The sequence below is a fragment of the Nonomuraea sp. NPDC052116 genome (genome assembly GCF_040680035.1).
Taxonomy (GTDB): Bacteria; Actinomycetota; Actinomycetes; order Streptosporangiales; family Streptosporangiaceae; genus Nonomuraea; species Nonomuraea angiospora_A.
Genome location: NZ_JBFAWA010000029.1, coordinates 117,006 through 129,589 on the forward strand (window position 1 = coordinate 117,006; position 12,584 = coordinate 129,589).

Annotated in this window: 12 protein-coding genes; 8 read left to right on the forward strand and 4 right to left on the reverse strand. The window is 73.3% G+C overall.

Annotation, left to right across the window (positions count from 1 at the left end):
• Positions 1–10: 10 nt before the first annotated feature.
• Positions 11–1,144, reverse strand: coding sequence for an epoxide hydrolase (locus tag AB0L65_RS42870; protein ID WP_364258292.1), 1,134 nt, complete (start codon positions 1,142–1,144; stop codon positions 11–13).
• Positions 1,145–1,232: 88 nt separating this feature from the next.
• Between AB0L65_RS42870 and AB0L65_RS42875 the strand changes: the two genes are divergently transcribed.
• Positions 1,233–2,213: a YafY family protein gene (locus AB0L65_RS42875; protein WP_364258295.1), complete on the forward strand. Its 981-nt coding sequence runs from the start codon at positions 1,233–1,235 to the stop codon at positions 2,211–2,213.
• A gap of 10 nt (positions 2,214–2,223) precedes the next feature.
• Positions 2,224–2,799: a TetR/AcrR family transcriptional regulator gene (locus tag AB0L65_RS42880; protein WP_364258298.1), complete on the forward strand. Its 576-nt coding sequence runs from the start codon at positions 2,224–2,226 to the stop codon at positions 2,797–2,799.
• Positions 2,800–2,802: 3 nt separating this feature from the next.
• Here the strand turns inward: AB0L65_RS42880 and AB0L65_RS42885 are convergent, their stop codons facing one another.
• Complete coding sequence (locus AB0L65_RS42885; RefSeq protein ID WP_364258301.1) at positions 2,803–3,780, reverse strand: Lrp/AsnC family transcriptional regulator; 978 nt, start codon at positions 3,778–3,780, stop codon at positions 2,803–2,805.
• 129 nt (positions 3,781–3,909) lie between these two features.
• On the opposite strand from AB0L65_RS42885, the gene AB0L65_RS42890 reads away from it, so the two are divergent.
• From AB0L65_RS42890 to AB0L65_RS42905, 4 genes are all read left to right on the forward strand, one after another.
• Positions 3,910–5,364, forward strand: coding sequence for an MFS transporter (locus tag AB0L65_RS42890; RefSeq protein ID WP_364258304.1), 1,455 nt, complete (start codon positions 3,910–3,912; stop codon positions 5,362–5,364).
• Positions 5,365–5,457: 93 nt separating this feature from the next.
• Positions 5,458–8,013: a DUF6493 family protein gene (locus AB0L65_RS42895; RefSeq protein ID WP_364258306.1), complete on the forward strand. Its 2,556-nt coding sequence runs from the start codon at positions 5,458–5,460 to the stop codon at positions 8,011–8,013.
• Between the two features lie 13 nt (positions 8,014–8,026).
• On the forward strand, positions 8,027–9,145 hold the full coding sequence (locus AB0L65_RS42900; protein WP_364258309.1) for a phosphotransferase: 1,119 nt from the start codon (positions 8,027–8,029) through the stop codon (positions 9,143–9,145).
• Positions 9,099–9,317, forward strand: coding sequence for a hypothetical protein (locus AB0L65_RS42905; RefSeq protein WP_364258312.1), 219 nt, complete (start codon positions 9,099–9,101; stop codon positions 9,315–9,317). The genes AB0L65_RS42900 and AB0L65_RS42905 overlap by 47 nt, the downstream gene beginning before the upstream one ends.
• Before the next feature lie 100 nt (positions 9,318–9,417).
• On the opposite strand, the gene AB0L65_RS42910 is transcribed toward AB0L65_RS42905, so the two are convergent.
• Entirely contained in the window at positions 9,418–10,002 is a 585-nt protein-coding gene (locus tag AB0L65_RS42910; protein WP_364258314.1) for a DinB family protein, read from the reverse strand.
• Between the two features lie 334 nt (positions 10,003–10,336).
• Here AB0L65_RS42910 and AB0L65_RS42915 point away from each other — a divergent pair, with 334 nt between their 5' ends.
• A complete protein-coding gene (locus tag AB0L65_RS42915; RefSeq protein WP_364258317.1) occupies positions 10,337–10,810 on the forward strand; it encodes a hypothetical protein in 474 nt (157 codons plus the stop codon).
• Positions 10,811–10,872: 62 nt separating this feature from the next.
• On the opposite strand, the gene AB0L65_RS42920 is transcribed toward AB0L65_RS42915, so the two are convergent.
• A complete protein-coding gene (locus tag AB0L65_RS42920; protein WP_364258320.1) occupies positions 10,873–11,880 on the reverse strand; it encodes a DNA-binding protein in 1,008 nt (335 codons plus the stop codon).
• A gap of 379 nt (positions 11,881–12,259) precedes the next feature.
• Between AB0L65_RS42920 and AB0L65_RS42925 the strand changes: the two genes are divergently transcribed.
• Complete coding sequence (locus AB0L65_RS42925) at positions 12,260–12,571, forward strand: hypothetical protein (RefSeq protein WP_364258323.1); 312 nt, start codon at positions 12,260–12,262, stop codon at positions 12,569–12,571.
• Positions 12,572–12,584: the final 13 nt, after the last annotated feature.

Below are 12,584 nucleotides of genomic sequence, written 5' to 3' on the forward strand. Positions count from 1 at the left end.
CCAGGAAGGGTCAGCGGACCTTGGCGAAGAACGCGCGCAGGTCGGCCGCGAAGCGGCCGGGCTGCTCCATGGCGACGAAGTGGTGTCCGGCCGTGTTGTCCTCCGGCCAGTGCAGGATGGTGTTGTGCCGCTCGGCGAGCCGCCGGATCCCGGGCGGCCCGCTGTAGACGCCGGTCGGCACCACCGTCTGCCCCTTCGGCCAGCCGAGCCCCGTGCTCTCGTAGTAGGGCCAGGACGAGGTGCCGAAGGTCCCGGTGAGCCAGTAGAGGCTCACGTTCGTGAGGAAGAGGTCGCGGTCGATCACCTCCTCCGGCGTCTTGGCCGCGACGGTGAACTCCTTGAACTTCTGCGTCATCCAGGCCAGCGCCGCCACCGGGGAGTCGTGCCAGCCGTAGGCGAAGGTCGCCGGCGCCGCGCGCAGCAGCCCGTGGTGGTCCACGCCGTTCATCCAGTCCTGCTCCTGCAGCCGCGCGAACGCCGCCCGCTCGTCCTCGGTCATCTCCGGGACGTCGTCCTGGGTGGGGAAGCCGAGCCCGCTGATGACGTAGACGCCGATCACGTGCTCCGGGTCGGCCGTGGCGACCTCCGGGGCGACGTACGCGCCGTAATCGCCGCCCTGGGTGCCGTAGCGGTCGTACCCGAGGCGGCGCATCAGCTCCGCCCAGATCCGCGCCACGCGCGTGACGTCCCAGCCCGTCTCGCGCGGCGGCGCGGAGAACCCGAATCCGGGCAGCGACGGCACGACGACGTGGAACGCCTGGGCGGGGTCGCCGCCGTGCGCGCGGGGGTCGGTGAGAAGCTCGATCAGGTCGGCGAACTCCACGAAGGAGTTCGGCCAGCCGTGCGTGAGGATGAGCGGCAGGGCGTCCGGCTCGGCGGAGCGCACGTGCAGGAAATGGATGTCCTGACCGTCGATCTCCGTCATGAACTGCGGGAACCCGTTCAGCCGCGCCTCGTGCCGGCGCCAGTCGTAGCCGTCCCGCCAGTAGGCGGCCAGCTCCTCGAGGTGCGCGGCGGGGACGCCGCGGCTCCAGCCCTCACCCGGCAGCTGCCGGGACCACCGGGTACGGGCCAGCCGGTCGTTCAGGTCGTCCAGGTCGGCCTGGGGGATGTCGATGTGAAAAGGGCGGATCTCGGTGCCCATGATTGTCCTCCTGCGGTCGCGATGACGTGCCGACAGTAGGAGCCATCTAGGTCGATCCATGTCCTAGATGACGCCCATACTTGGAGTCATGAGCGACACCCCCGCACGGCTGCTCGCGCTGCTGTCGTTGCTGCAGACCCCGCGCGAATGGCCCGGCAGCGAGCTGGCCGAACGGCTGGAGGTCAGCCCCCGAACGGTCCGCCGCGACATCGACCGCCTGCGCGAGCTCGGTTACCCGGTGCAGGCGACGATGGGGGCGGCGGGCGGTTACCGGCTCATCGCCGGCAAGGCCATGCCGCCGCTGCTGCTGGACGACGAGGAGGCGGTGGCCATCGCGGTGGGCCTGCGCGTGGCGGCCGGGCAGCCGGTGGACGGCATGGAGGAGGCCTCCGTGCGCGCTCTGGCCAAGCTGGAGCAGGTGCTGCCGGCGCGCCTGCGGCAGCGCGTCGGCGCGCTCGGGGCCGCCACGGTGTCGATGACGGCCGCGAACGGGCCGAGCGTCGATCCGCAGAACCTGGCGGTGCTCGCCTGGACGGCCGCCAACCGCGAACGCCTGCGCTTCGACTACCAGGCGAACGACGGGAGCCGGTCCAGCCGGCTGGTCGAGCCCTACCGCCTGGTGGCCGGCGGGCGCCGCTGGTATCTGCTCGCGTACGACAACGACCGCGACGACTGGCGGATCTTCCGCGTCGACCGGCTCAGCGCCCCGCGGCCGACCGGCGTCCGGTTCGCGCTCCGTGAGCCGCCCGAGCCGGACGCGGCCGCCTTCATCACCCGCAAGATCTACTCGCTCGCCCCCACCTACGAGGTGCGGGCCACCCTGCGCCTGCCGGCCGAGGAGGCGATCGAGCGGCTCGGCGCCGCTCCGGGCGACGTCCGGCCCGTCGACGGGCACAGCTGCGAGCTGCACGGGCACGCCGACACCCTGGAGTGGCTGGCCGCGCGGCTGCTCATGCTCGGCTGCGAGTTCGAGGTGCACGAGCCGCCGGAACTGCTGGCGTACCTGCGGGCGGTGGGCGGCCGCGCCGTCCGGGCCGCCGGTGTTGCCGCGGGCTTTACTGACCTGTAAGTATGTGCGGATGGAGGATCGGCGGCTCAGTCCGGGCGGGCAGCGGTTGCTGGAGGTGGCGACCGAGGTCTTCTACGCCGAGGGCATCCGCGCCACCGGCGTCGACACGCTGGTGGAGCGGGCCGGGGTGTCCAAGCCGACCCTGTACGCCCAGTTCGGGTCCAAGGAGAACCTGGTGGCGGCGGTCCTCGCCCGCCGCAGCGCCGCCCGGCAGGCCGCCCTGAGCGCGTACCTGGCCGGCAGCGACGTCCGGGGCGGGCAGGCGGTGCTGGCGGTCTTCGACTGGCTGGCCGAGGGGCACGGCCGCGAGGGCTTTCGCGGGTGCCCGTTCACCAACGCGGCGGTCGAGCTGCCCGATCCCGGGCATCCGGCGCGGGCGGTGATCTCGGCCTACAAGTCGTGGCTGCGCGGGACGCTCGCCACGCTGGCCGGGCAGGCGGGCCTGGCGCGGCCCGAAGAGGTGGGCGACGCGTTGCTGCTGCTCATCGACGGCGCCAACGCGCGCGTGGTGGTCGACGACGACCGTACGGCGATGCTGCGCGCCAGGGCGGCGGCGGCCAGGCTGCTCGGCGCGGCCGGCTCGTGAGGGTCAGGCGCCGGGCCGGAGCGGTCCGGCGTGCTTGACGGTCTGCAGGACGGGGGCGGTCTCGATGGTGCGGATCTCGGGCAACGCCCCCAGCCGGTGGGTGATGTAGCGGTGCAAATGATCGGTGCCGGAGCACAGCGCGTGGGCCAGCAGGTTGGTGGGGCCGGTGGTGTGGGCGACGGCGGCGAGCTCGTCGTGGCCCGCCAGGGCGGTGGCCACCCGGTCGAGGTGCGCCGGCGCGATCGCCATCCAGAGCAGCGCCTGGGTCGCGACGCCGAGGGGGACGGGGTCGATCTCGAGGTCGAAGAAGATCGTGCCGTGGGCGCGCAGGTCGGCCAGGCGCCGCGCCACCGTGGCCTCGGACCAGCCGGTGCTCCTGGCGAGGTCGGCGTAGCCGGCGCGGCCGTCGTGGCGCAGGGCGTCGAGCAGGGCCTGGTCGGCGCGGTCCAGTGACGGCCGGCCCGACGGCGCGGCGGGCACGTCAGCCGCGGCCGGCCTGAGCTGCCGTTGCTGCTTCTCGTCGAGCGTCTGGGCGATGCCCTGCCACGCGGTGGGCCCGCCCCGGTAGGGGTGGAGCAGGTACTGGGCGGAGACCGACGTGATCCCCGCCTTCCTGGGCAGGTCGTGCAGCAGCATCGAAGGCGGGTCGTCCACGCCGTGCGGGACGTGGACCATGGCGAAGATCTCGGTGCCGCCGGACAGCAGCTTGATCCATGACGTGTCGGGCCGTCGGGCCAGGGCCTGGGCGAGGGTACGGGTCGCGACCGGGCTGGTGGTGAGGCGGACCACCCACTGGCTGCGCCCCACCCGGGACGGGTCGGGCAGCCCGACGACGCGCAGGGAGGCGTTCGCGCGCAGCCGCTGGTAGCGGCGGGCCACGGTCTGGGTGGACACGCCCAGCACCCGGGCGATGCCACTGAACGGCGCCCGCCCGTCGATGTGCAGGGCATGGATCAAACCGCGGTCCAGATCGTCGAGCATGAGCAAATAATGCACGAGATCCGGCTTCGTGGAAAAATCCCCCGAACATCGCGGGCATTGTGGAATCGTCGATGCCGGTGGCCGCAGCCTTGGTCGCGGAAGTCATCCGTACGACTGAGGGGGCTGGACATGCCGGTTCGGGAGGATCCGACGATGGCCTACCGGTGGCGGTGGGTCGTGCTGGGCGCGCTGCTGACCGCTGAGGCGATGAACGTGCTGGACTCGACGATCGTGCAGGTGGCGGCGCCGGTGATCCGCGCCGGGCTCGGCGGCTCCGAGTCCGCCATCCAGTGGTTCAGCTCGGCCTACACGCTGCCGTTCGCGGCGTTCCTGATCTTGGGTGGCCGGCTGGGGGACATGCTCGGCCGCAAGCGGGTGTTCCTGATCGGGATCACCGGGTTCACGCTGGCGTCGTTGTGCTGCGCGCTGGCGCCCGGCGCGGGCGTGCTGATCGGCGCGCGGGCGCTCCAGGGCACGGCCGCCGCCTTGATCATCCCGCAGACGATCGGGTTGATCCGCTCGATGTTCGCCGGAGCCGAGCTGGCCAGGGCCATGAGCACCATCGGGCCCGTCATGGGCCTGTCGGTGATCTTCGGGCCGATGCTCGGGGCCGTGCTTACCCACGCCGATCTGTTCGGCTCGTCGTGGCGGGCGGCGTTCCTGGTCAACGTGCCCCTCGCCGTCGCAGTGCTCGCCGTCGGCCCCTGGCTCCGCGAGGACCGGGCCGCGCGGCCGCCCCGGGTGGACGTGCCCGGGACCGGGCTGGCGGTGCTGGGTGCCGGGCTGGTGGTCTACCCGCTCATCGAGGGCGGCGACGCCATCTCGCCGGGGTGGGGCGCGGCCATGCTCGTCGCCGGGGTCCTCGTCCTGGTGGCATTCGGGCTCCACCAGCGCCGCCGGGCCCGGCTGGGGCGTGCTCCCCTGGTCGAGCCGAGCCTGTTCGGCGACCGGGTCTTCCCGGCCGCGCTGGCGACCTCGACGCTGCTGTTCGCGGTGACCAACGGGCTGATGCTGGTCATCGTGTTGCAGGTGCAGCTCGGCCTGGGCCGCGACGTCCTGACCGCCGGGCTGACCCTGCTCCCGTGGTCGGTCGGGCTGGCGATCTCCTCTGCGGTCGTGGGCGCGCGGATGACGCCGCGCCGCCTGTCACGGGTCATGTTTGCCGGGCTCGCCGTCCTGTTCGCCGGGGTGCTCGGGGCTCTGGCCGCCTACGCGGGCGCGTACCCGTGGCCGCTGCTCGCGGCGCTGGCGGTGTGCGGGGCCGGGAACGGCATGGTCACCGTCCCGTTCTTCACCGCCGCCCTGGCGCGCCTGCACCCCCATCAGGTCGGGTCGGCGGCCGGTCTGCTCAACGCCGTCCAGCAGTTCGGCGGCACGCTGGGGATCGCGCTGCTCGGCAGCGTCTTCCTGCACGGCCTGGGCGGCGGCTCTGACGGGAACGCCGCGGCGGTGCCGGCATTCGGGCTCGGCCTCGTGCTGCTGGCCGCCACGGCCGTCGCCGCGGCGTTCATGAGGGCCCCCGTCGCTCCCGCGCCGCAGCGGGAGCGCGCGGCCGTGGGCGAGCCGGCCCGAACCCGGCTCTGACCCCGTCAAAGGGCTGGTCGATGCGTGAGGCCCGAGATTGTCGTGGGTGATCGCTAGGGTCACCGTCATGGTTGACGCAGCGGAGGTGTGGTCATGCGCCGGTTCTTCCCGGTCCGCATCGGAGGTGGCCGGATGAGCGCGTGGGAGCGCCTGGTCAAGCCGGCCAAGGGCGGTGACGTGGCCCGCGTCTTCCGCCTGCTCCTCGAGCTGGACGCCGACGATCGCAAGGCGGTGGCGGCGCAGCTGCCGCGCCACCTGTCCGGGCTGCGGGTGGAGGACTGGTGGTCCTGGCGGCACCAGCTCAGGCCGTTGCGGCTGGCGGGCGTGGCGTGCCTGGGCGGCGCGGCGGCCGTCACGGCGTGGCTGTTCAGACGCGAGTTCCAGTGGATCGAGCCCGACGACGAGCGCGTCATCCTGCTGCTGCGGCAGCGGCCGGCCGAGTGGCGGGCGGACGTGGCCCGCCGCATCGCCGCCCGCCTGCGCCTCAACGACATGCGCCACTGGGAGGTGGCCGCGGCGCTCGTGCGCGAGACCGGGATCGAGCCGCCGGACGGCGACGCGTTCATGGTGGGCTGGTTACGCGCGCTCCACCCGGGGACGGCGGCCACCGATCCGCTGTTCACCGCGTTCGCGCCGCGGCTCTTCGAGGTCGACGGCCTGGGCGAGGCCCTTCCCGCGCAGGTGGGGACCGTCGCCCGGCTCGTCGAGGACGGCCTGCTGGAGCGCAAACCGGTCATCGACGGCATCGTGGGGCGGCTGCTGCGTGACGGGCCGTCGGCGCTGAGCGCCCTGGTCGTCCTGCACGATCGGCTCGACCTCGACATCGACGAGTCCGCCGAGCGGGCCAGAGACTACACCCGGCTGCTGCCCGCCGGGCCGGTCGCGGTGGCCGACCTGGCGCTGGCGCAGCTGCGGCGGCTGGAGGAGGCGGGGCGGCTGGAGGAGGAGCTGTTCGCCGAGGCGATGGAGGCGCTGGCGTTCCGGCCGGAGAAGAAGCTGCTGCGCGCGGCCCTGTCGTGGGCGGGCGACGCCGTGCTGCGTGACGCCCGCCGCGCGGACGTCGTGCTGGCCGCCATGTCCCTGATCTTCGCCCAGGACACGCTGGCGTTGCAGGAGCGGGCCGTGCGGCTGGCCGTCAAGCTGGCCCCGCGGGCGGGGGAGGCCGGCCGGGAGGCGGTGCGGCAGGCGGCGGCCGGGCTGCCCGAGGAGCTGCTGGAGCGGGTCTCGGCGGCGTACGGGGGTGACATCGCCGCCGAGGAGGTGATCGTCACGCCGCTGCCGGCGGTGGGGCAAGGGCCGGCGTTGCCGCCGCCGTACGCCTCGCCGGACCAGCTCGTACGCGCGGTGAGCGCCCCCGAGGTGGACCCGCACACGTACGAACGCCTGCTGGCCGGCCTGGTCGAGTGGTCGCGGCGGGCGCCCGACGCGCTGCGCGAGGCGTTACGTCCCTGGCTGGAGCCGTTCGATTCGATCTTCTTCGGTCACAACCGCGAGGACCCGGTCCATGCCGTGCGCCGGGCGTTCCTGGCGTTCGCCGCGCCGGAGGCTGCGGACGCGCTGCCCAAGGACGCCATCCGGCAGCCGCCGACCCTGGGCGGGTTCAAGCAGCTCTACTTCGGCCGCGCGGCCGAGCTCGCGCGCTCGTTCGAGGAGGGTGACGGCTACCCGGTCCTGCTGGCCACGCCCACGGCGGGCAGCGGCCACGTCGATCCCGGGGTGCTGCTCGACCGGCTCGAGCTGCTGGAGGCCGCCGGGGCGCGGGCACTGCCCGGCGACCTGGTCCAGGCCCTGCTGCGGCTGCCCCGCGACCTCCCCGACGGGTGCGTGCGGCGGGCACAGCGGTTGACCTCCGAGGCGGGCCGCGCGTGCGCCGCCTGGATGCGCGACGGCGGGGCCCCCGATCCGCGGGTGACGGTCCACCTGCGCACCGAGCGCAACGGCTACTACCTGTCGGGTTTGCCCGCCCTGCGCCCTGTGCTGGACGTGCCGGACGATCTTCCCGAGGAGCTCCGCCCGCTCTACCGGCCGCAGACCGGCTACGCGTTCACGCTCGAGTGGTGGCCGCTCGCCATGCCCTCGCACCCGGAGATCGTGGCCGCGCACATGGTCTGGATGATGTCGATCTGCATCGACTCCAGCGAGTCGCAGACGCAGTCGCTGGTCGGCCTGGCCCACGCCGACGGGCCGCTCGGCAGCGCCGTGGCGCACGCGCTCGCCTGCGGCATGGGTCACGAGAACGCCGCCGACCGCGCCGCGGCCACCGACGCCCTCCTGACGCTGGCCGCCCGCGGCCGGGTGCCGGCGCAGGCGCTGGCGGAGACGCTCACCAAGCTGATCGTCGAGGGGTTCCTCAAGCTCAACCGGGTGGTGTCGGTGCTCGACGACGCCACGCAGGCCGGCGCGCACGAGGCGGTGTGGGAGGTGGTCGTGCGGCTCCTGCCCGGGCTGCTGCCCCAGGAGGGCGAACGGCCCCGCGCGGGCGCGGCCGACCTGCTGGCGGCGGGGGCTCGGGCGGCCAGGATCGCCGGCGTACGGGCCGAGCTGCCGGATGTGGCGGCGGTGGCGGCCCGCAAGGGGTCGAGCAGGCTGGTCCAGGAGGCGCGGCGGCTGCAGCACCTGGTCGCCCTCCCTAAGAAATCTACTTTGTAAAGGCGCCGGGCTGATGATCATCCTCGATCCCACAGAGAACAACCTTGTCGGCAAGGTCGAGAGGCTGCTGTCGCCTGCCACCGTCGTCGGGTGGCGGCGGCTGGAGCCCTGGGCGGTCGCGCGGGCGGAGCTGAGCGGCTCGCACGGCTCGGTGATCGTGAAGTGGATGCGGCCTCATGGGCCCGGTCCCGACCGTTCGGAGTCGTGGCGGTTGCCGAGCGAGGTGGCCGCCTTGGGGTTCCTGTCCGAGGATCTCGGCGTGCGGCTGGCGCCGCGGGTGGTGGCCGCGGATCCGGCGGCGGAGCTGGTGGTGCTGGAGGATCTGGCGCCGCGGGTGCCGCTGGACGGCCTGCTGCGGGCGGACGGGGCGGCGGCGCACGGGGAGCGGCTGGCGGCGTTCGCCCGGGTGCGCGGTGAGCTCAACGCCGTGACCGCCGGCCGGGCGGAGGTCTACTACGCGCGCAGGGCGGCTCTGGGGGCGGTCGATCGGGTGGCGGACTGCGTGGGGAGGTTCGCCGGGTTCCGGGAGGAAGGGCGGCTGCAGGTCGCGGCCTTGGGAGTGGAGGTCGCCGGTGGTGCTGAGCGGGAGCTGGCGGTGGTGCTGGAGGAGCTGGGGGACCCGGGCCCCTTTTTGGCGTTGAGCAACGGGGATCCGGAGGCGAACAACGTTCTGGTGCGGGCGGCGGGGGCGCCGGACGCGCGGGTGATCGATTTCGAGTTCGCCGGGTTCACGCATGCGCTGCATGACGCGGTCTGCCTATACGTTCCGGGTCCCGCGTGGCTGTCGGTGGACGGGGGGATGGGGGAGGCGTATCGGCGGGCTCTGGCCGTGGGGGTGGCGGAGGCGGAGGACGATCGGCGGTTCGGGTTCGGGCTGGCGGCGGCGTGCTTCTCGTACGTGTTGCTGCGGTTGCAGCGGTTGTCGCAGGTGGATGGGCGGGCGGCGGGTGATGACAGCCGGGTGCAGCTGGTGGCGACGGTGGAGGCGGCGGCCCGGGTGGCTGAGTCGTTCGGTGTGCTGCTGGGGCTGGCCGGGTGGGGGTGGCGGGTGGGCGAGGCGCTGCGGCGGCGGTGGCCGGACGCGGATGTGGACGTGGCGGGGTTCCCGCCGTTCGCGCCGCGCCGCCGGTGAGGAGACCGTCCGTGGGGAGGACATCACCCGGCTCTCCCCGCTCAAGCACCGCACCCTGAACCCGTTCGGCCGCTGCAGCTTCACCGCCTCGACCCCGGCCGCCGGCGCCCTGCGCCCGCTGCGCGACCCGGACGCGCCCGAGCTGGACGAGGACGACGAAGGCGTGGACTGAACGCCCGCATCGGGTGACGCGGGCATATCAGGTGGCCGGGGTGCTCGGAAATCGCAAGCGTCGGTAGGGGGGCTGATGTCAGGCTGCCTGGTATGTATAACTAAGCCGTGATTGGTGCGGCCGTCCTGGCGGCCTGCTCGATCTTCGCGCAGTAGGCTGCACGGGCTTTCTCGTCGATCTGCTGCTCGTGTTCGGGGCGCATCCCGGTCCGGCCGTCGAGGCCCTCGCGCAGGATATCGGCGTGCCCGGCGTGCCGGTTGGACTCGCCGAGGACATGGACCATGACGGCGAACAGGTTCGTGTTGGGATAAGGCTCCGGCCACCACGGCACGTGGCCGGGGGCGTCGAGGGGAAGCTCGTTGATCGTCGCGTCCGAGTGTTCCCACGTGCGCCGGTAGAACCCGATGATCTGATCGCGGGTCTCGTCCTCGGTCGCCCACAGATCGCTGCCGTCGGAGTCCTGCCACCGGGGCAGCGGTTCGGGGGAAGGGCGGTCGAAGACCTCGCCGAAGTACCTGGCCTCGACGCTGGCCACGTGTTTGACCAGGCCGAGGAGGTTGGTCCCGGTCGCTGTCAAAGGTCGGCGGGCGTCGTATTCGGACAAGCCGTCGAGTTTCCAGAGCAGCGCCTTGCGGTCCCGCCGCAGTCTCCCGTGCAGGTTGTCTTTCGCGAATTCATCGATCATGCGGCATGAGCCTGCCATGGGCTCCTCGTGGTCTCAAATCCCGTACGTGGTCCGCAACGACCGGCAGAGCCGAGGCCCGGCCATGGCCGCCGTGACTTCCTCACGCCGGCGGCGGCCCGCGACGGTCTGCAGGCCGGGCTCGACGCGTTGCGCGCCACCCCGAGCCGCCGGTTCCGCCACGAGCTGGAGCTGCTCGCCCGGCACGTGCCCATCCCCGCCTGGCTGGGCGCGCTCGCCGACCGCCCGTCCGCGCCCGCTCCTCGACCGTGCACATCTCCGAGATGTTCCGCCTCGTACGCGGCACCGGGCACATCCTCGTGGGCGCCGCCCCGCCGTGGCGGCCGAGAAGACCGACGACGTCCGCACCGCGTACCTGGAGGGCCGCTCGATCGCTGCCCGCGACCACGGCGTCAGCCGCGGCGCGATCCGCACGGCGGTCGCCGACCTCATGCCCGACCACGACGCCATCTCGCAGGAGGACACCCCCGCTCCGGAGCTGCCGGTCACCCTCGACATGCCGGGCAAGGTCGCGGACTTCCTCCGCGCGTCCGGCCTGGAGTCCGCCGAGCGGGCCGCGCTCGACCAAGGGGTGACCGTACGGCGCGGCCAGGGCTACAGCCTGCGCATCACGGCCGTGCCAGGGTCCATCGCCAACCGCTCGACGGCGGCCAGGGTGTCCCCACCGTCGGTGCCCAGCGCAAAGCCCGGCGCGAGTACGAGAACCGCGTCACCGGCCTCGGAGTTCCGGACTGAACAAGATCACCGGCTTGGTGTTGACCGCTGTACCGATGTTCCCCGAGGCCGGTAGCGCAGGTGGGGGTTGCGCTGCCGGTCGACGATGATCGCGGTGGTCAGCCCGTCCGGTGCGGGTCAGGTGGTGATGTCGGCTTCGATGCGGGTGACGGCGGTCATGGCGCCGTAGGCGAGCAGGAAGACGGTGCAGTGGTCGCTGAAGCGGCGGTCGGTGGCCCGCCAGGCGGCGACGTGCTCGTCGGTGATGGCGTGCGGCGCCAGGCCCGCGAGGATCGCGACCCGCGCCCCCGCCCGCTCGTCCGGTGTCAGGCCCGCCAGCGGCAGGTCGAGCCAGTCGCCGACCGGCAGGCGGCGGCCCCGGTGCTCGGCGATCACCTCGGCCGTCACGTCCGCGGCCTCAGGGGTGAGCAGGCCGGCGCCCTGGGTGGCGGTGGCGGTGAGGGCGGCGTACGCGGCGCCGATCGGGTGGTCGGCGGCCCACGGCGGGGGTGGCGCGGTGGGCAGGCCGTCCAGCAGGGGGAGCGTGGCGCCGGGGCGCAGGTCCTGGTCGAGCGGGCGCAGGACGGGGGCGCCGTCGAAGGGCGGTTCGTCGTCGGGGGACAGGGTGCCGGGGGTCAGCCCGGCGGGCAGCATGGCGGCCGCTACCCGGTCGACGAAGTGCGTGAACAGGAGCGTGCCGAGGAATTCGGCGGCTTCGGGTCCGGCGGGGAACGGGGGCCGTTGCGGCTCCCGGGCGGCCACTCCGGTGGAGGCGGCCCAGTCCAGCAGGGCGGCGAGCCTGGCGTCGGCGGGCGGGTCGCCGCGTTCGATGGCCTCGGCCAGGTGCGGCTCGCCCAGCAGGCGCAGCACCGACAGAAACGCCTGAATGTCGTAGTCGAGGTCGTTGGCCTGCGCCGCGCCGAGCGCCACGACGGCCTTCTCCAGTGCCGGGACGTCGCCGGCCAGCTGGCTCTCGCGCATGAGCGACCAGCCCGCGGCCATGAGCTCGGGGGAGGGCGACATCATCATCACGGCCGGGCCGATGCTGCTGAACTCGGCGTTGACCTGCGCGTACACTTCGGCCACCACGCCGCGGGCGCGGTGCGGGAGGACGGGGGTGATGTGCCGTACCAGGGTCGATGACATGGGGCGATGCCTTTCTTCCGGATGAGGTGTCGAGCATCGCGGTCCGGGCGTGGTGGTGTCGTCGTCCCGGTGACGTCACCGCCCTATACTCCCCGGGGGGTATCAGGAGGTGCGGCTACGGCGGGTGGAGTACGGACGACGACACCACCACCGAAGGTCAGGCGTGGTCGGCCAGGGCGGCGGGGCATCCGGCTGCCGAGGGCGAGCCGGGCAGGCGACGGCGCTCGGCCACGCGGTCGGGTTCGCCCTCGACACGCCGTGGGAGAAGGTGCGGGCGCGACACCGCCCCTGCGCTGGAGGCGTCGAGGAGGGTCGCGGCCGGGCGTCCGTGAAAGGATCGTGGGTGGACGCCGTCGTCTCCCGTGAAGGACGTGGTCGGATGCGCCGTTACAGGAACGGCAAGGTCGCGGCTGTGCTCGCCGTCGTCTACGCCGCTCTCGTGGTGGTTCTCGGCGTGGTCTCGCTGGTGATCCTGCTGACGGTGCGGGATCCGATCCTGCTGAGCGGCGTCGCGCTCGTCGGCGTCACCTTCCCCCTCGGCTGGCTGATCTGGTGGGGATGGCACCTGGTGCCGCCTCAGATCGCGAACCCGGTGCTGCTCACCGTGGTCCTGGCCGGCGCCGGTCTGCTGCAGGCGTGGTTGATCTGGCGGATCTTCCGGGGGCGTCCGGTCCCCGGAGACGGAGTGTGATCGTAGGCCGCGG